The sequence below is a fragment of the Acinetobacter sp. V116_7 genome (genome assembly GCF_056735735.1).
The window spans coordinates 92,932-117,560 of the sequence record NZ_JBWZIF010000011.1 but is presented as its reverse complement, the minus strand read 5'-3'; the positions used below and the strand labels follow the sequence as shown (position 1 = coordinate 117,560).

Here is a 24,629-nt window from a genome sequence, read left to right as displayed (position 1 = left end):
TAAATTATGAGGACTCTTGTTGAATTGCATCAGCTAGAGTCTTATAAATGTGGTCATGATTTGACTGTGTTACATTAAAACGTATGAATTGACCAGCATTAGGAGCTTGGCTAAACGCATTTCCTGGTGCAAGAATAACTTGATGGTTAATACAGTATTTTGCAATTTTTGAAGCTTCAACACCCTCTGGCAAATGACACCAAACAAAAATTCCCGCTTGAGGCTTAATCCATGGCTTTATGCCCAAAGGTTCTAGTTTGGTAATGGTATCGTGCATCGCTTTTGCTAAACGAACTTTTAATAATTCTATATGTTTACGGTAAGATCCATCTGTTAAAGCACTTAATAAAACTTCAGCAGACACGCCATTGTGAGAAAAGCTTGTGGCAATTTTTAGGTCAGTGAGCTGATCAATCCATTCTGGTTTTGCAATGATATAACCACAGCGAATAGATGCTGATAACGTTTTAGAAAAACTTCCAATAAAAATTACACGTGACAGATTATCCAAAGCCGCAAGCCGAGGAGCAGCGTTATATTCAAAATCTGAAAAAATATCATCTTCAACGACAATCAAATTGGATTGTTCAATAAGTTTTAATAATTGATGTGCTGTAGAAAGAGACAGCGTCGCACCAGTTGGATTGTGAATTCCTGAGTTGGTGATATAAAGACGTGGATTGTAAGTCTCAATTGCTTCTTTAAATGCCTCTAAGTCAGGGCCTGTTGGTGTGTAGGGAATACCAATAACTTTGACTTGATGAACTTTAAGTAATGCATGAAAGTTGAAATAACAAGGATCATCAATCAAAACAACATCATCGGGCTTTAATAAAAATCGGCAAACCAAATCAATCGCTTGAGTTCCTGAATCAGTTAAAAGTACCTGATTAAGATTCGCCTCTATACCTTTTGCTTGAGCACGTCTTGCCAGTAAATCACGTAGAGCTGGTAATCCCAATGGTGTTGAATAACCCATTAAACAATCATCAGGGCTTTTCGCGGCCGTCCTTAAAGCTTTACGAATACTGTCTAATGGCATCCAGTCATCAGGTAGCCAACCGCAACCAGGCTTAAAAACATCTGCTTTCGCTTCCAGAGATTGACGTGAAATCCATAATGGATCAACTGAACGATCTAATTTAGGGCCTAATTCACTTAAAGCTAAAGGTGCGAGCGGACCAACAATATAAAAACCAGATCCAGTTCTTGATTCGATTTTGCCTAAAGCAATTAATCTTTCATACGCCTCTACAACAGTGGATACTGAAAATCCCAGATCATTTGCTAATTTACGAACAGAAGGCAAGCGTGCTCCCGGCAATAAAGATCGATTTTTTATTTGTTGCTCAATTTCTGAAATGACAATTTCAATTTTTGTTTTGCTCTGATTCACGCGCTTAAAATCCCAACTGTATTGGTTGTTAATACATAACAGTTCTTTTAAATTGTACTGCTTTGTATCTGGTTTAATCACCCTAGCACAGCTTAAATTCTTCGTATAGTGACGGAGAAAATTATGAATAGGTTTATGAATGGCTGGGTGAATGGTTTTATTGGCGTGGCTATTTTTGCGGGGTCACTACCAGCGACACGTGTAGCGGTAATGGGGTTTGAACCGGGCTTTCTAACCGCAGCACGAGCTGCGATAGCAGGTATTTTGGGGCTTATTCTTATATTGGTTTTAAAACAAAAGAAACCAGCCAAACAAGATTGGTGGCCTCTTGCTATTGTTGCTTTAGGAGTGGTGATTGGTTTTCCGTTGTTTACAGCACTTGCTTTGCAATACATGAATGCAGCGCATTCAATTGTCTTTGTTAGTCTTTTGCCGCTTGCAACAGCAATATTTGCTGTACTCAGAGGCGGAGAAAAGCCGAATCATTTTTTCTGGATATTTGCAGTATTGGGGAGTGCGGTTGTTTTTGCCTATATGTTCTTCCTTTCTGGTGATACATCACTTGGAATAGGGGACTTTTATATGTTGATGGCAATTATTTTTTGTGGCTTTGGCTATGCAGAAGGCGGTGTACTTTCAAGAAAAATAGGCGGGTGGCAAGTCATTTGTTGGGCACTGATTTTGTCTTTACCTTTTATGCTGTTGCTTACTATTTTCTATATGCCAGCTTCATTTCAGAGTGTGTCTACATCAGCTCTAGTCGGTCTTATTTATGTGTCTTTGTTTAGTATGTTAATAGGCTTTTTCTTTTGGTACAAAGGCCTTGCACAAGGCGGTATTGCTGCCATAAGTCAACTACAACTTTTACAGCCTTTAATGGGGCTAGGTATTGCAGCGGCTTTATTGCATGAACATGTGAGCTGGTCAATGTTAGTGGTCACAGCAGCAACTATTTTATGTGTCGCTGCTGCCAAAAAGTTTACTTAACTTTATAAACAATTTGCTGGTTTAGGAACACCCGCCAAACGGCTTAAATGGCGGGCAACTAAACCAGTATTAAATTGTTGCTGTAAAACAGCATTATTAATCTCTGGACTTACCGTTTTCATTAAAAACTTAATGAGAGGACGAGTTGCAGGAGAGTGCCCAAACTGTTGATAAAATTGACGTACAGCAGTTAAAACTTCGAAATGCCACTCGGTGAGTTCAATATCAAGTGACTTGGCAAGCTCTTGTGCAACTTCAGGATTCCAGATTGTATAATCAACCAAATGACCATCTTGGTCTAATTCTAAATTCATGAAACCAGCCTAAATATATTATTTAAAAGAAATACAACGATTAAATGTTAAAACAAGATCTGCAAATTGATCATAGTCCAATACATTTATCTGAGTTAAAGTATCCGTATCGATTAAATCTTTTTCGATGCTTAAGCATGAAACACTTTCAAACTGTTGAATCATTTCAGCTGAAAGTCGTACAACAGAATCACCCATAAAAATAATCTGGTCCCCTTTCTGATAAAGGTTCCCTAATTCATCAATAACATTCGGTGTATTGTGATAAGTAGATTGCACGAGATAAAGTGTTGATGGATTCATTAAAATTACACCTTCATCTACCAATATAAGACATGGTCAAAAGACTGAATGAACTCATTATTTAAATGAATGAATTCGAGCTCTTGTTCTGTTTGCTGAACAAAAGGATTTTGCTGATTTTTACTTTCGATCAGAATTGGGCTTAAGTCATAAAATTCAAAGCTTTCGACCATATTTGATGCGACTTTGAAAGCATGATGAAGTTGGCTAAAGCCTAAGTCATTTTGTAAAAGGCTAAGCGCAGCATCTTTCAATAATACTTTGACTGGTGAGCCAAAGGTTGCTAAAACCATAGTAGCGGAAAGGCTTTCATTGATTTGCAGACTGGTTAAGTTGGCTTGGCTTAAAATGACGAGTACAGATTTCACACAATATACCTTTTAAAAGCAACAATCTAAGCAAACAAAGTAACTTAAAATTGAATAAGACGAGATGCTGACTGTACCGCATCAGCAAGTTCACCTAACCCGACCAGTTGAAAGTCTTTGGCAAGGTTGTGATGAGTAAGGTGATGGCGACTGGCATTTTCTGCATCGGTAATACCACGAGCGAGGGCAGCACTCACACATACAGGAAGTCGAATCGCAAGCTTTTGCCATTCATGCGTTAAATTACGCTGGTCGTCAGGAACCCATTGAAAATCATTAGCAACCTGCACGCCATCTTGGTAAAAGAATACACGAAAGTCTTCATTTTTACTTTTGAGTGCCTGAGCAAGTCCTAAAGCATGCCAAGCATGAATGGAAGTAGGAGCAGAGGTAATTAGTAGTAATGTACTCATTGAGAATTCACTATGGTCATACGTCTAAATGGGCGTAGATGCATTAAGAGAAAGGTAAGTATACAATGATTTTAGTGACAGGTGGTTTAGGCTTTATCGGTTCACACATTGCGTTGAGTCTCATGGCTCAGGGTCAAGAAGTGGTAATTGTCGATAATTTGGCTAATTCAACCTTGCAAACGCTGGAACGCCTAGAGTTTATTTCAGGCATGTACGTTCCATTTGTTAAACTTGATGTACGTAATACACCCGCATTGAATAAGGTCTTCGAGCAATATTCAATTGATGCAGTTATTCACACTGCTGGGTTTAAATCAATTGAAGAATCTAATCTTAAACCTCTTGAATATTATAATGATAATGTAAGTTGCATCATGAGTTTACTACGTGCCATGCAACGCACAGGTGTTCGTCACTTTATTCATTTGTCTAGCCTTGCAGCATATGGAAAATCTGGTCTGCAATTAAGCGAAACAGACGAATTCAATTATGCTTATCCTAATCCCTATATTAAGTCTCAACAGATGATTGAAGAAATTATCCGTGATACTTATAAAATTGATCATGAGTGGAAAATTGCGATCTTGCGCTTATCTAATATCGTAGGTGCATTTGAACATGGGGTGCTCGGAGAGTATGTTGCTCAGCTCCCTAAAAATATTGTACCGCTTGCCATGCAAGTTGCAGCAATGCAACGTGATTTGATTGAATTACAAGATCAAGCTGAAACATCAGATCATACGACTGAACGCAGTTTTCTACACGTTTTAGATGTGTGTGAAGCTGTAACTGCCAGCTTACATTGGCTACGTGATCAAACACATTGTTGTGAAGCATTTAATATTGCCCATGACCAAGTTCACTCTGTGCGTCAATTACTAGATGAAATTTCACAGGTAACTCAATCTGAAATTCCGACTCAACCTGCGATTTACAAACATGTTGAATTAAGTCAGGTTGCGGCAGACATAACGAAAGCAAAAACATTATTGAATTGGACACCTAAACGTCCGTTAAAACAAATGATTGAAGATGAATGGCGTTTTTATCAAAATACATTAAATGGAAGATAAGATAATGATTCTTATTTACAATAATGGAATGCTTGAGTACGATACTAAAAATTAACTAGCCAGAGCAAATAATTGCTTCAGCCCGTAAGTTCTTTAACCAGACAACTGAGGTTTCTATGCAAACACGAATTGAACATGACACTATGGGTGAGATTGAAGTTCCAAATGAAGCATTGTGGGGGGCACAGACTCAACGCAGCTTACAGAACTTTAAAATCGGGCAAGAACGATTACCTCGTGCCATGATTCGAGCAATGGGGCTGGTGAAAAAGGCTGCTGCAATAACTAATGCTGAACTTGAACAGTTACCGCAAGATTTGAGCCAATATATTGTGGTTGCGGCTGAAGAAGTCATTGATGGTAAATGGGATTCACAGTTTCCTTTAGTGGTCTGGCAGACGGGTTCAGGTACGCAAAGTAACATGAACTGCAATGAAGTGATTGCCAATATTGCCAACCAAAAATTAGGCCAAGTGTTGGGTGCGCAAAAACCTGTACATCCAAATGATCATGTCAACCGTGCTCAATCAACGAACGATTCATTTCCAACCGCTATTCACGTAGCAGCAAGTTTGCAAATTAATGAATTGCTTATTCCTGCAGTAGAACAGCTTAAAGCGACTTTGCAAAAAAAATCAGATGAGTTTCAGTCTATTGTTAAAATTGGTCGTACCCATTTACAAGATGCAACTCCATTAACACTAGGTCAAGAATTTAGTGGCTATGTGTCTCAGCTTGAGCATGGATTAGTTCGTTTGCAACAGGCATTGACAGGTTTATATGAATTACCATTGGGTGGTACTGCGGTAGGTACAGGGTTAAATGCACATCCTGACTATGCAGTGAAAGCAGCTGCTCAACTTGCTTTGCTTACAGGTTTACCATTTGTGACTGCTCCAAACAAATTTGAAGCGCTTGCAGGGCGTGACGCTGCTGTTTTTGCTTCTGGTGCATTAAAAACGCTTGCAGTTAGTTTAAATAAAATTGCGAATGATATTCGTTGGTTGGCCAGTGGTCCACGTTGTGGTTTCGGTGAAATCCGTATCCCAGAAAATGAACCTGGCTCAAGCATTATGCCAGGTAAAGTAAACCCAACACAAAGTGAAGCAATGACCATGGTTGTTGCGCAAGTGCTTGGAAATGATACGACCATTAATGTGGCTGGTGCTTCAGGTAACTTTGAATTAAACGTATTTATGCCTGTGATTGCTTATAACTTATTGCAGTCTATTCAATTGCTGGGTGATGCTTGTAATAGTTTTAATGATCACTGTGCGGTAGGAATTGAACCTAATCAGGATAAAATTGATCACTTCTTACATAACTCTCTTATGTTAGTCACTGCTTTAAACCCAGTGATTGGTTATGAAAATTCTGCAAAAGTTGCCAAGACTGCCTATAAGGAAAATAAAACTTTGAAGCAGGTTGCTGTTGAGCTTGGTTTAGTTACAGCAGAGCAATTTGATGAAGTGGTTAAACCTGAAAAAATGGTTTCACCAAATAGTAAATAATCTCTCCTAATGGGCTTTTTTATTCTTAAATACTTCTGTAATATCCGCGAGTTGCTAAGTACAACAAAAGTCCTGAATGATCAGCGCAAAAAATCATAAGGGGAAGGCCTGCTTGAAAAAGTGGGCTTTTTTATACTTTGAAATATAAATGTCATATCTAGACTTTATTTTTGCTACGTTATTTTATTTTAAGTTCAAATAAATGGAAAAGACTAAATCAATAGTTGTTTTAGCAGTAATAGCTTGTACCTTGTCGGGTTGTCTACAAATGTTTCCACCTACTGTAGCTGAGGTGAATCCTGGGGTTTATCAACTTCATGCTCAAAGTAATGCATTTGGTTCAAGAGAAGCCTTGAGGGCAAAGTTAATCAGTAAAGCAGAAGAAATATGTAAAGATAAGGGTTTTGATGAGTTGGATAGTAATAACAAAATCGTAAATCATCATACTGTTTATAATTCAGGAATGCTTATTCCAGTGAATACCAAAGCAGCCGTTCTGAAAGTTAAGTGTAAAGATTAATTTAAATAGTAGTGAACTCCATTCGAGAGTTAATTTTGTTAGACATATGACAGTACAAGAAACCCGAATAGCTATCGACTAATGGCGGGGTTTTTTATTATTAAGTATTTCTGTAATATCTGTATATAAATTTAGCGCTAAATGATGGGTGTTAGAAATCAAAAGAAGTGGAGATTTTTTTAAACTAGCATAAATTTATATGTTTTTTAGTTTTAAATATTTGAATTATTTTATTTTTAATTCGATTTATATTGATGGAGTTTAGGTGTTATCAAATTGGAAAGTGACTGTATGCATCTTTCCAATTCTAGTTTTAAGCAACTTTTTCGGTAGGCTTATTTTTGGGTGAAAAGAGGAAGCAGCCTTTTTTATTAATTAAGAAAAAACATAATTTTTTAGATGGAATTTAAATATTGATGTACACAATTAGATATGTTCATCGGAACAACACTTACTATATCGCTTCGAATATCGAAGGAAATTTTATTATTCTTGAGTCAATTGATTCAGAATTTCGTATGGGTCATCAAATTTCTTATGATGGTGAAAAGGTATTTAACCTTACTTTGAATGATGAAACTGATGCAGTCATTAAATTAGAGAGTAATGAAAAAACAGCATATGAATACTTACTTTCAATTAAATAAATTAGTTTTTTATGATGAATTATTTCTTTAAGAACTAGGTACGCTTAAAAGATATTTCATACAATAAAAAGTTTTATTTTTATTGAAAAAGCTATGGTATGGTTATTTAAGCTTTAATTTTGGGCAGTTAAAACAAATGAACTGTTTATTGAATAAAATCACCACTACCACGACCTCTAAAGAAGGCTGTGTGTGATTTTTATTAAAGTGACTTAATAAGATAACTAAACCCAGCCAATAATGGCTGGGTTAATTTTTCTCTGTTCATTATTGGTTTTTACAGAGAGAAATGATGGAAAAACTCAATAGTAATTCAAAATCGGCTTTACTGGTCATTGATATGCAAAATGGCCCATTTAACAGCCAGTCTAAGCCACATAATGCTCAACTCGTACTTTCAAATATTCTTAGTCTTATTGAATATTGTCGCTTGAATGAGAGGCCAATTATCTTTATTCGGCATGTTGGTGAGAAAGGCACACCATTAGATCCGAGTGGACCGAATACTCAGCTAATCACAGAGTTAGCTCTTAATCTAGATAAAGATCTAGTCATTGAAAAAATGTACCCAAGTGGCTTTAAAGATACTGTTTTAAAAGAAGTGTTAGAGGAGCTTGGTGTTGATGAAATCATCATTACTGGCATGAAAACTGAGTATTGTATTGATACTACTGTTAGGGCTGCTTCTGAGTACGGATATAAATTGATATTAATTTCAGATGCCCATACAACAACTGATTCAGTAGCTTTAAATGCTCAGCAAACAATTGATCATCATAACCAAATTTTAAGTAATGCTTTTGCTAAGTTAAAAATGACAGAAGAGTTCATTTCTCAAATTTAATTTAGAAATGAACCGACAACTTTATTCAAAAAGTTTGATTAGCTGTATCACTAAAGTACAAAAAACCTTTTGAAGACTAGTGGTTGCTCTGTTTTTAGCGGTAGCAAGAATTGAACTTGTATCCACAAAGAGCTCTTTTCGGAGGGCTTTTTATAAAGAGGGTATAAGTTTCACTAATTAATGGCGAATTAGCGTTGAATAAGCTGTCATAATTGTTAAAATGCCCACCTTGTCCTGTTTTTATTTTGCATTTATTTTACGAGATTTAAGATAAAGTAATTGAAAACAGAAGCTTAGCTAAGGATTTTTGAATGCTCTCTATTTATTTAACAGATACCCAACAACATGTGCAATTTAATGATTATCCCGGTGATCAGCCTGTTAAGTTTCTGTTAAATCTTAAAAAGATTTTCCCAAGTACAGGTGACCTGTTATTGCCAGTTTTACCTGATGATAATGATTTAGAAAATGTAACATGGGAATCAACTTCAGAAGATTTTGATGTCTTTAAAAAGCTCTTGGCTGGATGGGGTGTTATTGAACTCCGTTTAAATGCAATTACGGCTTATAAAGATAAAAACTTTGCGAATGAGTTAGTGAAACTAGCTCAAGCGAAACGTAAGAAAACAGCACAAAAAAATCATCAGCTCTCTTTGGTTGCACTTGATTATATTTTTATGCACGAAGTTCACGCATTGATTGATGCGGAATTGGTCACTATTGGTGAGAAATTTTATTTACCAACTTTGCGTGAGCAATGGAAGGGTATAGTTTCAGACTCAGTGCTCAATGGAAAATTCTAATTAAACACAAAAGGTGAATTTATGAAAATTCACCTTTTTTATTTTTATAATTAAATTAATGCTTTATAACTTGATAATTGCTGGTACAAAAGTTTACAAGAAAAGAATGCGTTTTTTCTAAAGTGGCAGATACATTGCTTATATAAATACAAAATTATTGCGGGAGAGAGGTTCGTAAGAACCCGCCGAAGGAGCAACAAGCCCGGAAACTCTCAGGCAGAAGGACTGTAATAATTAAAAAATCTGGAGAGAAGCTTAGATTTATAAGAATTGAAAATAATAACTTATAAATTATAAACTCACCGAAGGGGAAGATCTAAACGTTAAAAGGTAACGTTGGGGTCGAAACTCTCAGGTACCAATGACAGATGGGCTGTACTGATGAAATGTTTTGCATTTCTGAGGAGTCTGTTATGCCACATGTTATTGTGATAGGTGCGGGAATCACAGGGGTTACCTCTGCTTATGAATTATCGCAACTGGGTTATCAAGTCACAGTGATTGATCGACATCTATATCCTGCAATGGAAACATCATTTGCCAATGGAGGGCAATTATCGGCTTGTAATGCCGAAGTATGGAACCAAAAAGCCACTGTAGTTAAGGGCTTTAAATGGATGAGACAAAAAGACGCACCGCTACTGCTGAATCCTTCATTTAGTTTGCATAAATATAGCTGGCTAATTGAGTTTTTATCCCATATTAAAAACTATGAAGCAAACACGATTGAGACGGTCCGTTTGGCATTACTTGCTCGTAAGCGTTTGTTTGAGGTTGCTGAAAAAGAGCAGCTCGAGTTTGATTTGGAGAAACGTGGAATTCTCCATATGTATCATAGTAAGGCTGACTACGAGATTGCTAAACAAGTAAACAATGTATTGAACAAAGGTACATTAGAGCGCTATTCAGTTTCACCTGATGAGATGAAAACGATAGAACCATCGTTAACAGGTGAATATTTTGGTGGTTATTACACACCAAGTGATGCAACGGGGGATATTCATAAATATTCAACTTCTTTGGCTGAAAAGACTAAACAATACGGTGTTGAGTATAAATTTGGTCTGGAAGTCACAGATATTAAGTGTCATCCAGACAAAGTGATCGTAAGTTGTCAGCCAAGTGCAGAGCATCCTTATCTTGTTGAATCCGATAGTATCCAAATCGAAGGTGATGTGCTTGTAGTTTGCGGTGGTGTAGGAAGTTATCAACTCGCCGATATGATTGGAGAGCGAGTAAATGTCTATCCAGTAAAAGGTTATTCAATTACCGTGCAATTAAAAGATGAGCAAAGTGTAAAGAATGCGCCGTGGGTTAGTTTACTAGATGAGAGCGCTAAAATTGTCACTTCTCGTTTAGGTAAAGATCGGTTGCGCGTGGCGGGAACTGCTGAATTTAATGGTTACAACCGCGATATACGGGCTGATCGTATTCAACCTTTAGTAAATTGGGTAAACCGTAACTTTGATATTTCAACTGAGCATGTCGTACCTTGGGCTGGGTTAAGACCGATGATGCCTAATATGCTGCCTGTGGTGAAGCAATCTAGACAGCCTCGTATTTTTTACAATACAGGACATGGGCATTTAGGATGGACTTTGTCTGCGGCAACCGCGGTTTTAGTGGGTCAGGATATTGCTCAAAAATATCCGATCTAGAAAGTAAAAAAGCCAGTGTTCAACACTGGCTTTTATTTAACGCACTAATCATATAATCGGTAGATTCCGCTAAAACGCTCACAGCCTTTTTGCTGGGTTTTTACGTTTAGTAAAGCTTTTTGAAAATTAAACTGATATTTGCAATTATGCTCATTGTCTAAGATTTCATTTTTTTGTTCAGGTGAACTATAGGCCATCAAAGAAATCGTTTGAGTTTCTTTACGGTTATTTGGATTACGGTATGCTATTCCTTCAATCTTGATTTTATCTTTCGCGAGCTGATGGACCTGAATGTGAACAGGTTGTGCTGCTAGACGTCCATTTTCAAACTTAAGATAATGTTGGGTAAGCGTTTGCTTAAGCGATGCATAAAAATTTAGGTCATCAGTTCGTAAATCAAACTGTTGTTGAAAACATGAATTACTCTTGCATTGCTGAGTATGTTTAGACCATAACTTTTGTGTATCCTGCAAAAGCTGTAAGGGGGCATCAGTAACTAAATATGCAGAAAGATATTTATTATTGAGTTGCTTTCTCGATTCACTAAATGTTTTTGAACAGATTTTAAGCTCAGCTCCACGATTGGAACAGTCTATTGGTTCTGCAAAAACATGAGATGAACATAAACAACTCAGTGTCACGGCAAAACTTAATCTTTTCAATTGATTCATATCAGTATTAGACAGCATGATCGCTTATACTTTCAGTCTACTTTGCTAGGTGTACTATAGCGAAACAGAAAGGCTGAATACAAGATTTCTTAAGTTTTTATGGAAGGTAATAGTTATATGGTTGCTCAAATTCGCATTGGACAAGGAATGGATGTGCATGCCTTTGAAGAGGGGAACTTCGTTACATTGGCTGGCATTCAAATTCCACATACGCATGGCTTGAAAGCGCACTCTGATGGCGATGTTGTACTCCATGCTTTGTGTGATGCTTTGTTAGGTACTTTGGCACTTGGAGATATAGGGCAACATTTTCCTGACACTGACCCAGAATTTAAGGGTGCGGACAGCCGAGTACTATTAAAGCATGTTTATCAGTTAATCTTAGATCGCGGTTATCAGTTAAATAATGCGGATATTACAGTGGCTTGTGAGCGTCCAAAATTAGCTAAACATAATTTGGAAATGCGTCAAAGTATTGCTGATGTTTTAAATGTAGATGTTAATCAAATCAGTATTAAAGCAACGACAACCGAAAAACTTGGGTTTACCGGTCGTCAAGAAGGGATTTTAGCTACAGCAACTGTTTTAGTCTCTCATCACACCAAGTGATCGGCTTGTTGCAAAGACTGCTGAAGCTCAAGAGTTGCCTTACGGCCTTGTAGCTGTAAGGTTATACTATGAATAAGGCCTGTCCAAGTTTCATTGGGTTCCCAAATTTCATGAAGTAAATCTTGAGAAGTAGGCATGTCCATATTCATATAAAACTGTCTATAAACATACATCAGGCAACTAGAACGATCGTTTTTAGTACAGTGAATCCAGACAATTTCGTTCTGGACTAAATGATCAATAAGATCGAGTACCAATAAACATTGTTCGGCCGATGGAGTTTCCCAGTCAATTGGAATGTGGATGTAATTTAAACCGAGGTCTAAACAAATACGATCTTCATTTTCAATATGATTCGGTGCGTTACTTAAAGCGAGATTAATGACTGTACTACAACCATATTCTTTAATTAGTTTCAGTTGTTCAGCAGAAGGCTGTGCTGAACTAAATAAATGTTCATGAATAATTGAAAATGCGGGAATTTGAGATAATGATTGTTCAAGGGTAGTCATGATCGCACTCTACGAGAGTAGGCTTAGCTTATTGTGTAGAATGTTATACACGATTCTAGGGAATAGTTGAAATACAGCCTGCTTATATATTCGACAACGTTATCAAAACTTTAAAAATAATTAACTGGAAAAGTACAAGTTTTATAAAATAAAAAAACAGCATCATAAAGATGCTGTTTTTTTTGTCTAAATAATTATGATTTTAGATTTTCATTCAATAAAAATTCTACTAAAGCTTTTTGAGCATGAAGACGATTCTCTGCTTCATCCCATACCACTGCATTTTTATGATCAAGCATAGTTTCAGAAATTTCTTCGCCACGATGAGCAGGTAAGCAGTGCATGAATAAACATTCAGGATGAGCAAGTCCCATTAATTTTTCATTGACTTGAAAAGCAGCAAAAGCTCTTTCACGAAGCTTCTGTTCTTCTTCTTGTCCCATGCTTGCCCATACATCTGTCACAATGAGGTCAGCATTTACAGCAGCATCTTCTGCGTTGTCAAAAACTTCCACACAATGACCAAACTCTGCTAAAAATTCAGGTTTAGGCTCATATCCTTTTGGTGATGCAATTTTAAGTTTAAAGCCCATCATGTGTGCAGCTTCAATATATGAGTTACACATATTATTGCCATCACCAATCCAAGCAACGGTTTTACCTTTAATGCTACCGCGGTGTTCATTATAAGTCTGTAAATCTGCAAGTAACTGGCAAGGATGATGGTCATCTGTCAAACCGTTAATCACAGGAACTTTTGAATATGATGCAAAACGTTCAACAATGTCATGACCAAAAGTACGAATCATCACAATATCAAGCATACTAGAAATTACACGTGCTGAATCTTCGATCGGTTCGCCACGGCCTAATTGTGTGTCGCGAGGTGATAGGAAAATCGCGCTACCACCAAATTGGTTAATGCCTGCTTCAAAAGAGATACGTGTACGCGTGCTTGATTTCTCAAAAATCATTCCCAATACTTTACCAACAAAAGGTTGATATACCTTATTGTCATGCTGCATTTTTTTAAGTTCGCTTGCGCGTTCTAAAATGCGATTAAGTTCTAGAGTGGATAGATCACGTAAAGTCAGGAAATGTCTTAGAGCCATGTAGCTACTCCATAATAATCGTTATGAAATACAACAATTATCTGTTGTTGGCTGGGTGGAGGTGGGAAAAAAGAAGTCTACTATACTATAAGCATTTTAAAATGCAAAAGAATTAGACTTTATGATGGCCCTTTAAGAAAACATCTACGCAATATTCAATATAATCAGTGGCTTCCTGTTCATCTGGTAGGGCTGGCATACCCATAATCATGCGCCATTCAATATCGCGCAAAATCCCAAAATACATGAGTGAAGAATAATAAGGAGAAGGGCATGTAATTTCGCCTGATTTGTCTGCAAATTCTAATGCTTGGGTAAGTGTATTCTGTAAATTATGTACCCATTTGTCATATAGATATTGTATGAGGACCGTATTACACTCGGTCTGTTCAATAATGAGTCGCAAAAATGCAACATGCTCGGGTTGAATGATGTGAACATAAACACGATTGAGCGTTTGAATTAAGTATTCTCTTAAAGTAGTTTTCTCTGGTTGAAATGGAATGCAAACGTCCTTAAAAAACATTTCACGTTTATAGTCGCAAATAGCAGTAAAAAGTCCTTCTTTATTACCAAAATATTTATAGATAGAAGTTTTTGAACCTCCTGCATGGTTAACAATGTCATCAAGAGAAACAGCATCATATCCTTTATCCAAAAACAGCTCGGTTGCACTTAGCAATAGAGCTAGGCGACGTTCTATACCTCTGCGTGTTTGTGGTTTTTCACATACTGAATGATGTGGGTCAAGGACGGAATCATGCATAAAATTTCATAACAACAGTTAGCTTTACTTATTTAGTATAGCAAAACTATCTTTAAGGATGGTCATCGCTATTTTTTTAGATCATCTGCTGAACAGTAAATAGATATTTTAAAAAATAAAAGAATAGAAAATATAAGCTTAGAGTGAATTTTGAAATGATTTAATGATGTAACCTGATGTTCAATTTTAAATTGAATAAAAAATCTAATCAAAATAAAAGCGGCTAAGAATGTCTTAGCCGCTTTTATTTTAGATGCTAAGTTTTTTAGGCTTCGGTTTGACTAACCTTATGTTCATCTTCTTCATCATCGTCAGCAGAATCCATTCCAAGTTCTTTTAACTTGCGAGTTAAGGTGTTACGGCCCCAACCCAGTAATTCTGCTGCATGGCGTTTGCGTCCACGTGTTTGTTGTAAAGCAGCGTTAATTAAGGTGCGTTCAAACATTGGCGTAGCAATATCCAAAATCTTCATTTCACCATTCTTAAGCTTTTGAATCGCCCATTGATTCAGTAACTCATCCCAATGGTGTAAAGAAATACGTTCAAATGAAGGTGCTGGTTGCCCAGAGTCATTATTCTTTTGCAATGGAACTTGTTTCAGTTCAGAAGGTAAATCTTCTGGATAAACTTCACGTCCGGTGATCATCACAGTTAACCAGCGACACGTGTTTTCAAGTTGTCGAACATTACCGGGCCACGGTAACTGTTGCATATAGTCCGTTGTTTCAGTACGTAAGATTTTTGGACTCACGCCAAGTTCTTTACCGGCACGTGCAAGAAAATGCTGAGCCAGCATAGGTATATCTTCACTACGATGAGCAAGTTTAGGAATGTGTATACGAATTACATTTAAACGGTGATATAAGTCTTCGCGGAATCGGCCTTCATTCACCAATTTTTCTAAATCCTGATGCGTTGCCGCAACGATTCGAACATCAACTTTAACTGGAATATGTCCGCCTACACGATAAAATTCACCGTCGGCGAGCACACGAAGTAGTCGAGTCTGTGTTTCAAATGGCATGTCGCCAATTTCATCAAGGAATAAAGTTCCACCATTTGCTTGCTCAAAGCGACCTTGATGTTGAGTGTTTGCACCTGTAAATGCACCTTTCTCATGACCAAATAACTCGGTTTCAATCAAGTCTTTTGGAATTGCCGCCATATTTAAGGCAATAAAAGGCTTCGCTCGGCGTGGTGAGTGCTTGTGTAAAGCATGCGCAACTAATTCTTTACCTGTACCAGATTCACCATTAATTAAAACAGTAATATGAGATTGAGATAAACGACCAATAGCGCGGAAAACCTCTTGCATGGCAGGAGATTCACCAATAATTTCTGTTGATTGAAGTGGTGAAGCTGTTTTTGTAGCTTCTTGTTGTTGTAGTTTATTGATATGCAGAATTGCACGATTGACTAGAGCTAAAGCTTCATCAATATCAAATGGCTTTGGTAAATACTCAAATGCGCCTGTTTGATAACTTGATACAGCAGACTCTAAGTCAGAATGTGCTGTCATAATAATGACAGGTAAATCCGGATGAGTGTTTTTGACTTTAGATAAAAAAGTTAAACCATCAATTCCAGGCATTCGAATGTCAGTTAAGATGACATCGGGAGCATCATGATGCAAACGTTCAAGCGCAGTTTGAGCTTCCTCAAAATTGGTAACGTCAAAACCTTCTTCTTTAAAGGTCTTTTCTAATACCCATCGCATGGCGCGATCATCATCAATAACCCATATTTTATTTCGCGACACGGTCTGACTCCCAAGGTAAATATAAGCTAAAAATAGTTTTTCCAGGAACAGATTGGCATTCAATCATTCCGTTATGTTGATGCATAATATTCTGTGCAATACTCAGGCCAAGCCCAGTACCTTTTGCTCGTCCAGTAACCAATGGGTAAAATACCGACTCTAAAATACTCTCAGGTATACCTGGCCCATTGTCTTCAATATCAACCCGCACGGTAGATCGATTCAGCACACCATTAATTGTGACAAGTCGTTGTATGCGAGTACGTAGAATTAGCTCTGGTTCATGATCGATAAAGAATGCTTTATTCTCTGTTATGGCTTGAATTGCATTTACACTAATGTTGAGCATGACTTGGATTAACTGATCACGATCGGCATTCACATCAGGTAAAGACAAATCATAGTCACGTATAATTTTAATTTTTTTCTTTGTCTGGTTCGCAATAAGAGAGCGTACTCGTTCTAAAGGTTCGTGTACGTTAACATTTTCATAGCTTGGTAATTGTCTAGAACCTAACATGGTGTCAGCCAAGTTCGTTAAACGATCCACTTCATTAATGATGACATCGGTGAACTCTGCATAAGTCTTATCATTTAAACTACGAGCGAGTAACTGGGTTGCTCCCCGAATACCTGCAAGTGGGTTTTTAATTTCATGCGCAACGCCACGCACGAGCTGCCTAGCGACCTGATGTTGTTGAACTAGATTTTCTTCTTTTGAAATCTTTAACATGCGGTCAATTGGGTTGAGCTCAATCAACAATAATGGATGATAGCTTTTACCGGCATTTAATTGAGAAACTGTGTAATCCACATGTAGATCTTTGAAGTTAACATTAATGACAGCTTCTCGACGCGTATAAGGTTGTCCGGTTTTTATGGTGTTCAATAAAGCTTCATGTGTATTAAAAGTATCATCTGGCGCATGAAGTAAATTTAAAACTGGTTGTCCTGAAGCACGGAGCAAACTAATGTCAAATAGTGCTTCGCAGGCTGAATTTAAATAAAAAATATTCAAGTTACTATCGATTAATAAAATCGCAGTAGTTAAATTGTCTACCAATAGGCGATAGTCGATAGGGTTGTGTTGATCCATTAGCGAATCGTTCCTGTCTTAAAATAGCGCAATGGCATCTTCATTGGTTATCGGATTTTCACCGTTATAGAACATGAACGATGCAAAATATACGCCAACTTTGTTTATGGGTTATTTTAAAGTTTTAAGGTACTTAAAAACGCGCTGAAATCGTTCTTTATATCTTTTGATCAAAACAAATAGCTTTAGTCTAGATAATAACATGATCTAAATTGGTGCAAAGGTGAGTTTTGGTGCAAATGTTGGTTGTATTTTGGTGCATTACACAAAGAGTAGGCTTTCCACCTATGCTTGAGACAAGAAAAGACATACAATACGCGCATTCAAGTGGAGCGCAGATTCATGAAGACCCCCAAAGTCGGTTTTGTTTCTTTAGGTTGTCCTAAGGCATTGGTAGATTCTGAACGAATTTTAACTCAGTTAAAGACTGAAGGTTATCAAGTTGCATCAGATTATGATGGTGCTGATTTAGTAGTTGTTAATACCTGTGGTTTTATTGAATCTGCGGTACAAGAGTCGCTAGATGCAATTGGCGAGGCCATGAGTGAAAATGGTCGAGTAATCGTTACAGGATGCTTAGGTAAAGACGAAGATAAAATTCGTCAAATGCATCCGAACGTTTTAAAGGTTACTGGTGCGGCAGCTTATCAAGATGTGATGGAAGCTGTACATGAATATGTACCAGCACCACCTAAACATAATCCGTTTATTGATTTGGTTCCTGAACAGGGAATTCGCTTAACACCAAAGCATTATGCCTACTTAAAAATATCTGAAGGATGTAACCATCGTTGTACCTTCTGTATTATCCCAAGTATGCGCGGTGACTTGGTTTCGCGTCCAGTTGGTAGTGTATTGGAAGAAGCTGCGGCACTTAAAAGAGCGGGTGTTAAAGAAATCTTGGTTATTTCTCAAGATACATCAGCTTATGGCGTAGACACCAAGTACAAACTTGACTTCTGGAATGGTCAGCCTGTTAAGACAAAATTCTTCGACATGTGTGAAGCACTAGGCCAATTGGGCATCTGGGTGCGTCTACATTATGTATACCCATATCCACATGTTGATGCAGTTATCGATTTAATGGCTCAGGGAAAAATCCTGCCATATCTTGATATTCCTTTCCAACATGCAAGCCCACGCGTTCTTAAATTAATGAAGCGTCCGGCACATAGTGAAAATACACTAGAAAAAATTAAATTATGGCGTGAAAAATGCCCTGACCTTGTGATCCGTTCTACTTTTGTGGTTGGTTTTCCAGGCGAAACTGAAGAAGACTTCCAGATTTTGTTAGATTGGTTAGTTGAAGCTCAACTTGATCGCGTAGGCTGCTTTACCTATTCACCAGTAGAAGGCGCTACGGCAAATGATTTACCCGATCATGTGCCAGAAGAAATTAAGCAAGAGCGTTACGAGCGCTTTATGCAAGTGCAGCAGCAAATATCTGCTGCCAAATTACAAAAACGTATTGGTCAAACGATGACTGTATTAGTCGATGGTTTAGAAGACGAATATCCTGTTGCCGTTGCACGTTCTTATGCCGATGCTCCGGAAATTGACGGTAATGTGTTTGTAGAAGATATCGATAAGAGCACTATTCAACCGGGCGATATATTGGAAGTCGAAATTACCGATGCAGATGAATACGATTTATTTGCAAAGTTAATTAAAATTAAATCGGTTTAATCGAAATATATTTAAAGAGCATTCAGTTTAAGAGGTTTTGGAGCAAAGTCATGGCGGAAACAATTAGCCCACGTTATTCACGTATTCTATTGAAATTATCTGGTGAGGCATTGTCAGGTAATAAAGATATGGGTATTGATGCCCAAGTTTTAGATCATATGTCACTTTCAATTGCGCACTTGGTTGGTTTAGGTGTGCAAGTGGGTATCGTTGTGGGTGGCGGTAATTTGTACCGTGGTAGTCAGTTGCAAAAAGATGGCTTGGTTGGTCGTGTAACAGGCGATCAAATGGGTATGCTTGCAACTGTGATGAATGGCTTAGCTATGCGTGATGCTCTAGTTCGTCGTAATATCAGAACTCGTCTTATGTCTGCATTACCAATTGGTACAGTGGTAGAGTCTTATTCAAGTCGTGATGCGATTCGTCATTTGAGTCAAGGTGAAGTTTGTGTTTTCGTTGCGGGTACAGGAAATCCATTTTTCACGACGGATACAGCAGCATGTTTACGCGGTATCGAAATTGAAGCGAATTTGATTTTAAAAGCGACTAAAGTTGATGGCGTTTATAATAAAGATCCAAGTAAATATGATGATGCTGTTAAATACGATCATTTAACTTTTGATCAAGTGTTAGATGAAAAGCTTGGTGTTATGGATTTGACTGCTATTTGTTTGTGTCGCGACCATAATGTGCCATTGCAAGTTTTTGATATGAATAAATCAGGTGCGTTATTGTCAGTAGTAATGGGTGAAAAAGAAGGAACGCGTGTTACTAAGTAATGTACGTGTTACTGAAAGCTCTTTATACTAGCGCTAAATTAAATTTGTTAAATATATCTTTGAATAAATAAGTAAGGTAGATCATATGATTAACGATCTGAAAAAAGACAGCGAACAGCGTATGTTAAAAACTCTAGAGTCTTTAGAACTCGGGTTTGCTAAAGTTCGTACCGGCCGTGCACATCCATCAATCTTAAATGGTGTGATGGTTCCTTACTACGGTTCTGATGTGCCATTAAATCAAGTAGCAAACGTGGGTGTTGAAGACTCTCGTACACTTATTGTTCAGCCATTTGAGCGTACAATGGTTTCAGCTATTGATAAGGCAATCCGTGAAAGTGATCTTGGTTTAAACCCGATTACAGCAGATGCAATTCGTGTACCTTTACCAGCATTAACTGAAGAAACACGTCGTGATATGCAAAAAGTTGCGCGTAACGAAGCTGAAAATGCAAAAGTTGCGATTCGTAATATTCGTCGTGATGTTTTAAGTGATATCAAAGCATTGTTGAAAGAAAAAGAGATTTCTGAAGATGATGAGCGCCGTGCAGGTGATGATATTCAGAAAATTACTGACAAATATGTTGCAGAAGTAGACAAGCGTCTTGCAGCGAAAGAAGCAGAATTGATGAAGGTCTAATTTTTATGACCGATTCTGAAGAGTATCATCTTCCCAAGCATGTTGCCATCATTATGGATGGCAACAACCGCTTTGCAAAAAAAAATCAAATGCAAAAGGGTGATGGGCATCGGGAAGGTAAAAATGTTCTTGATCCTATCGTTGAACATTGTAAAAAAACTGGTATTCGTGCTTTAACTGTTTTTGCATTTTCAAGTGAAAATTGGAATCGACCGCAGTATGAAGTCGATCTGCTTATGAAGCTTCTGGAAGAAAGTATTCATGAGCAAATACCTCGCATGAAGAAATTTAATATTGCTTTGCGTTTTATCGGTGATCGTTCTCGATTATCCTCACACTTAGTTGCCTTAATGGAAGATGCAGAGCAACAGACAGCACACCATGACACTATGACCTTAACCATTGCAATAAGCTATGGTGGGATGTGGGACATTGCTAATGCAGCAAAACAAGTTGCAGAGGCTGTTTCCCGTGGTGAATTTAGTGCTGATCAAATAAATGTTGATTTGTTCGAAAAATATGTCAGTCTAAACGATCTGCCGGCTGTGGACTTGTTAATCCGCACAGGCGGAGATTATCGCATATCTAATTTCTTGTTGTGGCAAGCAGCTTATGCGGAACTGTATTTTACCGAAGCGTTATGGCCAGAATTTACAGTAAAAGAGTTCGATCATGCATTGAATGTTTTTTCAGGGCGTGAACGTCGTTTTGGCAAAACATCTGAACAAATTCAGCAAGAGAAAATAGAGAATTTATAATGTTAGAGCGGATTGTTACCGCATTGGTACTTGTTGCAGTTGTTTTAGGCTGTATGTTTGCTACGCAATCACATTATCCAATGTTGGTTCTTATGATTGTTGCGGCAGGGGTAGCAGGGTATGAGTGGTATAAGTTAATGCCTCGCGAAACTGCAAATGCTGTAAAACCTAAAGCTTGGTGTTACGGTCTGCTTGTTGCATTTGTTTCAGGTGTCGCCCTATTTTTCCATGATATTGCATTACTTTTGTGGTCTGCTTCAATTTTGACTTGGATTGTCAGTGTATATTGGGTTAAGTCATTTCCTGAATTTGATGGTTGGTATAATGCAACCTTGTATGTGATTGGCATAATCTTAGTCTGCGCTGCCGTAACATCAATTTTTGTAGTATGGCAAAGTTCACCATGGTGGTTAATGTATCTGTTCTTGCTTGTATGGGGCGCGGATAGTGGTGCTTACTTTGTTGGTCGTAAATTTGGAAAAAGAAAACTAGCTCCGACTGTAAGTCCTAATAAATCAGTAGAGGGTTTGTACGGTGGTATTATTACAACCGTAGTAATAATGGTGGTTGTGCAATATCATTATTTAAATTTAACTTTAATTCAGCAAATTCTGTTTCTTATATTGTCGTTAATTACGGTATTTGGTTCAGTTTTAGGTGACTTATTTGAATCAATGATTAAACGTCGTGCCGGTATTAAAGATTCTGGTCGTGTTTTACCAGGTCATGGTGGTGTGTTAGATCGTATTGATTCTTTACTTGCAGCAGCCCCGATTTTTGCAACGGGAATGTATATATTAAAACTTATTGGTGTAGATTTATAGATGACACAATCTGTTTGCATATTAGGTGTAACCGGTTCCATTGGTCAAAGTACCTTAAAAATTTTAAATCAACATCCTGATAAGTATTCAGTGTTTGCGGTTTCAGCTCATAGTCGAATTTCTGAGTTGGTTGAAATTTGCAAACATTTCCAACCAAAAGTTGTGGTCGTTCCTGAGCAGAAAGTTGCCGAATTAACAGCTCTATTTTCATATAATAAATTACAAAATATTGAAATTTTGGTTGGTGAGGAAGGTCTGATAAGCATTGCTTCACATCCAGAAGTTGATATTGTTATGGCTGCAATTGTTGGTGCTGCAGGTTTGTTGCCAACTCTAGCTGCGGTGAAAGCTGGTAAACGCGTATTGCTTGCTAATAAAGAAGCTTTGGTTATGTCTGGTGAAATCATGATGCAAGCAGCACGTGATCATCAGGCATTATTATTACCGGTAGATTCTGAACACAACGCTATTTTTCAGTCATTGCCTCATAACTATTTAGAAGCTGAAAGAAATGGACAACCACAACAGGGTGTATCAAGAATCTTATTGACCGCTTCAGGTGGACCATTTTTAAACCATTCGTTAGAACAATTAGAAAAAGTTACTCCTGCACAGGCTTGTAAGCATCCCAACTGGTCTATGGGACAGAAAATCTCAGTTGACTCAGCTACTCTTATGAATAAAGGGTTGGAGTTGATCGAGGCATGTCATTTGTTTTCAATATCTGAACATTTTGTTACAGTTGTTGTTCATCCACAAAGTATTATTCATTCTATGGTGCAATATGTGGATGGTTCAACATTGGCGCAAATGGGTAATCCAGATATGTGTACGCCAATTGCACATGCTTTAGCATGGCCTGAGCGTTTACAGACGAGTGTTCCTGCTTTAGATTTGTTTGAATATTCTCAGCTTAATTTCCAAGCGCCAGATATTCAGAAATTCCCAGCACTTGATTTGGCTCGTCAGGCAATGCGTGCGGGAGGTTTGGCACCTACTATTTTAAATGCTGCAAATGAAGTTGCTGTTGCTGCATTTTTAAAGGAACAGATTGGATTTACAAATATCCCACAAGTGGTAGAGCATACTTTGCAAAAATTGGAAAATTCAGTTGCTGAAAATATTGAGTGTATTTTAGCTAAAGATGAAATAGCACGACATGTAGCACAGCAATATATATCAAGTATAGGAGGCTGAAAATGAGTGCATTATTTATGATTGCAGCAGCGGCTCTTTTACTTGGTCCTTTAATTGCAATTCATGAGTTTGGTCATTATTGGGTAGCACGGAAACTAGGTGTTAAAGTTTTAGTGTATTCCATTGGTTTTGGACCTACATTACTTAAGTGGACATCAAAAAAATCTGGCATCAAATATCAACTTTCAGCTTTACCATTGGGCGGCTATGTAAAAATGCTTGATGAGCGTGAAGGTAATGTTGCAGAGCAAGATTTACCTTATGCATTTAACCGTCAAAAACCATGGAAACGTATAGCAATTGTTGCAGCTGGTCCATTAATTAATCTGATTTTTGCTGTCTTACTTTTCTGGATCTTATTTTTACCAGCACAAGAACAACTGAACACTAGAGTCGGTAAAGTTATACCAAACTCACCAGCAGCAACTGCACAAATGCAAGTCGGTGACAAGATTGTTGCTGTTGATGGAAAAGAAACGCAAACTTGGGAAAAACTTAACTTTGCTTTAATTGATCGTGTAGGTGAAACTGGTAGTGTAAATGTTGATGTAGACCGTGCAGGTACTGAAAAAAATATTGTTTTACCCATTAAAGACTTCTTAAAAAACCAGAATGAATCAGCTTTAGATGTGTTAGGTTTTTTACCATATCGTCCTGTTATTCCTGCTGTTGTTACTGAATTGACTCAAGATGGAGCTGCAATTCGTCAAGGAATGAAAGTGGGTGATCGCATTGTTTCAATTAATAGTCAAGCAATGAAAGACTGGTTTGATGTTGTTGAGGTCGTACAACATTCTCCAGAAAAATTACTCAATATTGATGTGTTGCGTAATAGTCAATTAGTCCATTTACAAGTCATGCCTCAAGGAAAACGAGATAACATGGGGCAAGTGAGTGGTGTTTTGGGTGTGAAAAGTGATGCAGGAAAAATTACAATTCCTGACGAATATAAGCAAACAATTCAATATACTCCAATACAAGCTTTAGAGATGTCACTAGAGAAAACTGGTCAAATCTCTAGCATGATATTGAGTTCAATAGTAAAAATGGTTAAGGGTTTAATTGGTTTAGAGAATCTTTCTGGACCAATTACAATCGCGAAAGTAGCAGGACAAAGTGCGGAAATGGGATGGCAGACTTTTATCTCATTTATGGCTTTAATGAGTGTAAGTCTTGGAATTTTAAATTTATTACCAATTCCAATGCTAGATGGTGGACATCTCGTTTATTACATTATTGAGGCTATTCGTGGTAAGCCTGTTTCTGAACAAATACAAATGTTTGGTCTAAAAATTGGTATGGTACTGCTCGGTAGTATGATGCTTTTAGCTTTATTTAACGATTTTATGCGTTTGTAAACGTATATGGATTTATAACTTACTG

General features: G+C 37.5%; 27 protein-coding genes and 1 riboswitch. Of the genes, 16 read left to right on the top strand and 11 right to left on the bottom strand.

What is annotated here, in order from left to right; all coding sequences use genetic code 11:
* Nucleotides 1–4 precede the first annotated feature (4 nt).
* Nucleotides 5–1,396: an aminotransferase-like domain-containing protein gene (locus AC1PJP_RS01285; RefSeq protein WP_199987677.1), complete on the bottom strand. Its 1,392-nt coding sequence runs from the start codon at nucleotides 1,394–1,396 to the stop codon at nucleotides 5–7.
* A gap of 123 nt (nucleotides 1,397–1,519) precedes the next feature.
* Here AC1PJP_RS01285 and AC1PJP_RS01280 point away from each other — a divergent pair, with 123 nt between their 5' ends.
* On the top strand, nucleotides 1,520–2,383 hold the full coding sequence (locus AC1PJP_RS01280) for a DMT family transporter (RefSeq protein WP_199987676.1): 864 nt from the start codon (nucleotides 1,520–1,522) through the stop codon (nucleotides 2,381–2,383).
* Nucleotides 2,384–2,385: 2 nt separating this feature from the next.
* On the opposite strand, the gene AC1PJP_RS01275 is transcribed toward AC1PJP_RS01280, so the two are convergent.
* Genes AC1PJP_RS01275 through tusD form a run of 4 tightly spaced genes read right to left on the bottom strand, consistent with a single transcriptional unit; the run spans nucleotide 2,386 to nucleotide 3,781 of the window.
* Nucleotides 2,386–2,697: a TusE/DsrC/DsvC family sulfur relay protein gene (locus AC1PJP_RS01275; protein ID WP_009390289.1), complete on the bottom strand. Its 312-nt coding sequence runs from the start codon at nucleotides 2,695–2,697 to the stop codon at nucleotides 2,386–2,388.
* 18 nt (nucleotides 2,698–2,715) lie between these two features.
* Nucleotides 2,716–3,000 (bottom strand): DsrH/TusB family sulfur metabolism protein, encoded by a 285-nt coding sequence (locus AC1PJP_RS01270; RefSeq protein WP_198307778.1) that lies wholly within the window; start codon nucleotides 2,998–3,000, stop codon nucleotides 2,716–2,718.
* A gap of 17 nt (nucleotides 3,001–3,017) precedes the next feature.
* Nucleotides 3,018–3,368, bottom strand: a complete 351-nt coding sequence (locus tag AC1PJP_RS01265; protein WP_192453986.1) for a hypothetical protein — start codon at nucleotides 3,366–3,368, stop codon at nucleotides 3,018–3,020.
* A gap of 44 nt (nucleotides 3,369–3,412) precedes the next feature.
* Nucleotides 3,413–3,781, bottom strand: a complete 369-nt coding sequence (tusD, locus tag AC1PJP_RS01260) for a sulfurtransferase complex subunit TusD (RefSeq protein ID WP_004791822.1) — start codon at nucleotides 3,779–3,781, stop codon at nucleotides 3,413–3,415.
* Between the two features lie 65 nt (nucleotides 3,782–3,846).
* Here tusD and galE point away from each other — a divergent pair, with 65 nt between their 5' ends.
* From galE to AC1PJP_RS01225, 7 genes are all read left to right on the top strand, one after another.
* Nucleotides 3,847–4,854 (top strand): UDP-glucose 4-epimerase GalE, encoded by a 1,008-nt coding sequence (gene galE / locus AC1PJP_RS01255; protein ID WP_151821505.1) that lies wholly within the window; start codon nucleotides 3,847–3,849, stop codon nucleotides 4,852–4,854.
* Between the two features lie 116 nt (nucleotides 4,855–4,970).
* Entirely contained in the window at nucleotides 4,971–6,365 is a 1,395-nt protein-coding gene (gene fumC, locus AC1PJP_RS01250) for a class II fumarate hydratase (RefSeq protein WP_013197478.1), read from the top strand.
* A gap of 202 nt (nucleotides 6,366–6,567) precedes the next feature.
* Nucleotides 6,568–6,885 carry a hypothetical protein gene (locus tag AC1PJP_RS01245; protein WP_479766388.1) on the top strand — a complete coding sequence of 106 codons (318 nt, stop codon included), beginning with the start codon at nucleotides 6,568–6,570 and terminating at the stop codon, nucleotides 6,883–6,885.
* A 416-nt stretch (nucleotides 6,886–7,301) separates the two neighbouring features.
* On the top strand, nucleotides 7,302–7,532 hold the full coding sequence (locus AC1PJP_RS01240) for a hypothetical protein (protein WP_216070135.1): 231 nt from the start codon (nucleotides 7,302–7,304) through the stop codon (nucleotides 7,530–7,532).
* Nucleotides 7,533–7,824: 292 nt separating this feature from the next.
* On the top strand, nucleotides 7,825–8,376 hold the full coding sequence (locus AC1PJP_RS01235; RefSeq protein ID WP_479766387.1) for a cysteine hydrolase family protein: 552 nt from the start codon (nucleotides 7,825–7,827) through the stop codon (nucleotides 8,374–8,376).
* Nucleotides 8,377–8,687: 311 nt separating this feature from the next.
* A complete protein-coding gene (locus AC1PJP_RS01230; RefSeq protein WP_479759236.1) occupies nucleotides 8,688–9,179 on the top strand; it encodes a hypothetical protein in 492 nt (163 codons plus the stop codon).
* A 150-nt stretch (nucleotides 9,180–9,329) separates the two neighbouring features.
* Nucleotides 9,330–9,417, top strand: a riboswitch (glycine riboswitch).
* A gap of 175 nt (nucleotides 9,418–9,592) precedes the next feature.
* Nucleotides 9,593–10,837: a D-amino acid dehydrogenase gene (locus AC1PJP_RS01225; RefSeq protein ID WP_479759238.1), complete on the top strand. Its 1,245-nt coding sequence runs from the start codon at nucleotides 9,593–9,595 to the stop codon at nucleotides 10,835–10,837.
* Between the two features lie 44 nt (nucleotides 10,838–10,881).
* Here AC1PJP_RS01225 and AC1PJP_RS01220 read toward each other — a convergent pair whose 3' ends face one another.
* Nucleotides 10,882–11,526, bottom strand: coding sequence for an A1S_1983 family putative colistin resistance protein (locus AC1PJP_RS01220; protein ID WP_013197483.1), 645 nt, complete (start codon nucleotides 11,524–11,526; stop codon nucleotides 10,882–10,884).
* A gap of 99 nt (nucleotides 11,527–11,625) precedes the next feature.
* Here AC1PJP_RS01220 and ispF point away from each other — a divergent pair, with 99 nt between their 5' ends.
* Complete coding sequence (gene ispF, locus AC1PJP_RS01215) at nucleotides 11,626–12,117, top strand: 2-C-methyl-D-erythritol 2,4-cyclodiphosphate synthase (RefSeq protein WP_004791837.1); 492 nt, start codon at nucleotides 11,626–11,628, stop codon at nucleotides 12,115–12,117.
* Here the strand turns inward: ispF and AC1PJP_RS01210 are convergent.
* From AC1PJP_RS01210 to glnL, 5 genes are all read right to left on the bottom strand, one after another.
* Nucleotides 12,105–12,629 (bottom strand): protein tyrosine phosphatase family protein, encoded by a 525-nt coding sequence (locus AC1PJP_RS01210; RefSeq protein WP_151822412.1) that lies wholly within the window; start codon nucleotides 12,627–12,629, stop codon nucleotides 12,105–12,107. The two genes, ispF and AC1PJP_RS01210, sit on opposite strands and share 13 nt — an antisense overlap.
* Nucleotides 12,630–12,823: 194 nt before the next feature.
* Complete coding sequence (gene argF, locus AC1PJP_RS01205; RefSeq protein ID WP_005306284.1) at nucleotides 12,824–13,741, bottom strand: ornithine carbamoyltransferase; 918 nt, start codon at nucleotides 13,739–13,741, stop codon at nucleotides 12,824–12,826.
* A gap of 112 nt (nucleotides 13,742–13,853) precedes the next feature.
* The gene (locus AC1PJP_RS01200) at nucleotides 13,854–14,507 is read right to left on the bottom strand and encodes a TetR/AcrR family transcriptional regulator (RefSeq protein ID WP_013197485.1); all 654 of its coding nucleotides are present in this window, start codon (nucleotides 14,505–14,507) and stop codon (nucleotides 13,854–13,856) included.
* A 265-nt stretch (nucleotides 14,508–14,772) separates the two neighbouring features.
* Nucleotides 14,773–16,266 (bottom strand): nitrogen regulation protein NR(I), encoded by a 1,494-nt coding sequence (gene glnG, locus AC1PJP_RS01195; RefSeq protein ID WP_151767436.1) that lies wholly within the window; start codon nucleotides 16,264–16,266, stop codon nucleotides 14,773–14,775.
* Nucleotides 16,253–17,362: a nitrogen regulation protein NR(II) gene (gene glnL / locus AC1PJP_RS01190; protein WP_004791847.1), complete on the bottom strand. Its 1,110-nt coding sequence runs from the start codon at nucleotides 17,360–17,362 to the stop codon at nucleotides 16,253–16,255. Before glnL ends, glnG begins: the two co-directional genes overlap by 14 nt.
* 342 nt (nucleotides 17,363–17,704) lie before the next feature.
* Here glnL and rimO point away from each other — a divergent pair, with 342 nt between their 5' ends.
* From rimO to rseP, 7 genes are all read left to right on the top strand, one after another.
* Nucleotides 17,705–19,048 (top strand): 30S ribosomal protein S12 methylthiotransferase RimO, encoded by a 1,344-nt coding sequence (rimO, locus tag AC1PJP_RS01185; RefSeq protein WP_004791849.1) that lies wholly within the window; start codon nucleotides 17,705–17,707, stop codon nucleotides 19,046–19,048.
* Nucleotides 19,049–19,098: 50 nt separating this feature from the next.
* Entirely contained in the window at nucleotides 19,099–19,827 is a 729-nt protein-coding gene (pyrH, locus tag AC1PJP_RS01180) for a UMP kinase (RefSeq protein ID WP_004791851.1), read from the top strand.
* An 85-nt stretch (nucleotides 19,828–19,912) separates the two neighbouring features.
* Entirely contained in the window at nucleotides 19,913–20,467 is a 555-nt protein-coding gene (frr, locus tag AC1PJP_RS01175) for a ribosome recycling factor (protein ID WP_416663241.1), read from the top strand.
* Between the two features lie 5 nt (nucleotides 20,468–20,472).
* On the top strand, nucleotides 20,473–21,225 hold the full coding sequence (uppS, locus tag AC1PJP_RS01170; RefSeq protein WP_004791854.1) for a polyprenyl diphosphate synthase: 753 nt from the start codon (nucleotides 20,473–20,475) through the stop codon (nucleotides 21,223–21,225).
* On the top strand, nucleotides 21,225–22,049 hold the full coding sequence (locus tag AC1PJP_RS01165; protein WP_004791856.1) for a phosphatidate cytidylyltransferase: 825 nt from the start codon (nucleotides 21,225–21,227) through the stop codon (nucleotides 22,047–22,049). The genes uppS and AC1PJP_RS01165 overlap by 1 nt, the downstream gene beginning before the upstream one ends.
* Nucleotides 22,050–23,246 carry a 1-deoxy-D-xylulose-5-phosphate reductoisomerase gene (gene ispC / locus AC1PJP_RS01160; RefSeq protein WP_174758424.1) on the top strand — a complete coding sequence of 399 codons (1,197 nt, stop codon included), beginning with the start codon at nucleotides 22,050–22,052 and terminating at the stop codon, nucleotides 23,244–23,246.
* Nucleotides 23,247–23,248: 2 nt separating this feature from the next.
* The gene (rseP, locus tag AC1PJP_RS01155; RefSeq protein WP_479766386.1) at nucleotides 23,249–24,604 is read left to right on the top strand and encodes an RIP metalloprotease RseP; all 1,356 of its coding nucleotides are present in this window, start codon (nucleotides 23,249–23,251) and stop codon (nucleotides 24,602–24,604) included.
* Nucleotides 24,605–24,629 lie beyond the last annotated feature (25 nt).

Excerpts from the sequence above, each read along its gene's own strand:
- AC1PJP_RS01280 (WP_199987676.1), top strand. The coding sequence starts at position 1,520 with ATGAATAGGTTTATGAATGGCTGGGTGAATGGTTTTATTGGCGTGGCT.
- AC1PJP_RS01275 (WP_009390289.1), bottom strand. The coding sequence starts at position 2,697 with ATGAATTTAGAATTAGACCAAGATGGTCATTTGGTTGATTATACAATC.
- AC1PJP_RS01270 (WP_198307778.1), bottom strand. The coding sequence starts at position 3,000 with ATGAATCCATCAACACTTTATCTCGTGCAATCTACTTATCACAATACA.
- tusD (WP_004791822.1), bottom strand. The coding sequence starts at position 3,781 with ATGAGTACATTACTACTAATTACCTCTGCTCCTACTTCCATTCATGCT.
- galE (WP_151821505.1), top strand. The coding sequence starts at position 3,847 with ATGATTTTAGTGACAGGTGGTTTAGGCTTTATCGGTTCACACATTGCG.
- fumC (WP_013197478.1), top strand. The coding sequence starts at position 4,971 with ATGCAAACACGAATTGAACATGACACTATGGGTGAGATTGAAGTTCCA.
- AC1PJP_RS01245 (WP_479766388.1), top strand. The coding sequence starts at position 6,568 with ATGGAAAAGACTAAATCAATAGTTGTTTTAGCAGTAATAGCTTGTACC.
- AC1PJP_RS01240 (WP_216070135.1), top strand. The coding sequence starts at position 7,302 with ATGTACACAATTAGATATGTTCATCGGAACAACACTTACTATATCGCT.
- AC1PJP_RS01235 (WP_479766387.1), top strand. The coding sequence starts at position 7,825 with ATGGAAAAACTCAATAGTAATTCAAAATCGGCTTTACTGGTCATTGAT.
- AC1PJP_RS01230 (WP_479759236.1), top strand. The coding sequence starts at position 8,688 with ATGCTCTCTATTTATTTAACAGATACCCAACAACATGTGCAATTTAAT.
- AC1PJP_RS01225 (WP_479759238.1), top strand. The coding sequence starts at position 9,593 with ATGCCACATGTTATTGTGATAGGTGCGGGAATCACAGGGGTTACCTCT.
- AC1PJP_RS01220 (WP_013197483.1), bottom strand. The coding sequence starts at position 11,526 with ATGCTGTCTAATACTGATATGAATCAATTGAAAAGATTAAGTTTTGCC.
- ispF (WP_004791837.1), top strand. The coding sequence starts at position 11,626 with ATGGTTGCTCAAATTCGCATTGGACAAGGAATGGATGTGCATGCCTTT.
- AC1PJP_RS01210 (WP_151822412.1), bottom strand. The coding sequence starts at position 12,629 with ATGACTACCCTTGAACAATCATTATCTCAAATTCCCGCATTTTCAATT.
- argF (WP_005306284.1), bottom strand. The coding sequence starts at position 13,741 with ATGGCTCTAAGACATTTCCTGACTTTACGTGATCTATCCACTCTAGAA.
- AC1PJP_RS01200 (WP_013197485.1), bottom strand. The coding sequence starts at position 14,507 with ATGCATGATTCCGTCCTTGACCCACATCATTCAGTATGTGAAAAACCA.
- glnL (WP_004791847.1), bottom strand. The coding sequence starts at position 17,362 with ATGGATCAACACAACCCTATCGACTATCGCCTATTGGTAGACAATTTA.
- rimO (WP_004791849.1), top strand. The coding sequence starts at position 17,705 with ATGAAGACCCCCAAAGTCGGTTTTGTTTCTTTAGGTTGTCCTAAGGCA.
- pyrH (WP_004791851.1), top strand. The coding sequence starts at position 19,099 with ATGGCGGAAACAATTAGCCCACGTTATTCACGTATTCTATTGAAATTA.
- frr (WP_416663241.1), top strand. The coding sequence starts at position 19,913 with ATGATTAACGATCTGAAAAAAGACAGCGAACAGCGTATGTTAAAAACT.
- uppS (WP_004791854.1), top strand. The coding sequence starts at position 20,473 with ATGACCGATTCTGAAGAGTATCATCTTCCCAAGCATGTTGCCATCATT.
- AC1PJP_RS01165 (WP_004791856.1), top strand. The coding sequence starts at position 21,225 with ATGTTAGAGCGGATTGTTACCGCATTGGTACTTGTTGCAGTTGTTTTA.
- ispC (WP_174758424.1), top strand. The coding sequence starts at position 22,050 with ATGACACAATCTGTTTGCATATTAGGTGTAACCGGTTCCATTGGTCAA.
- rseP (WP_479766386.1), top strand. The coding sequence starts at position 23,249 with ATGAGTGCATTATTTATGATTGCAGCAGCGGCTCTTTTACTTGGTCCT.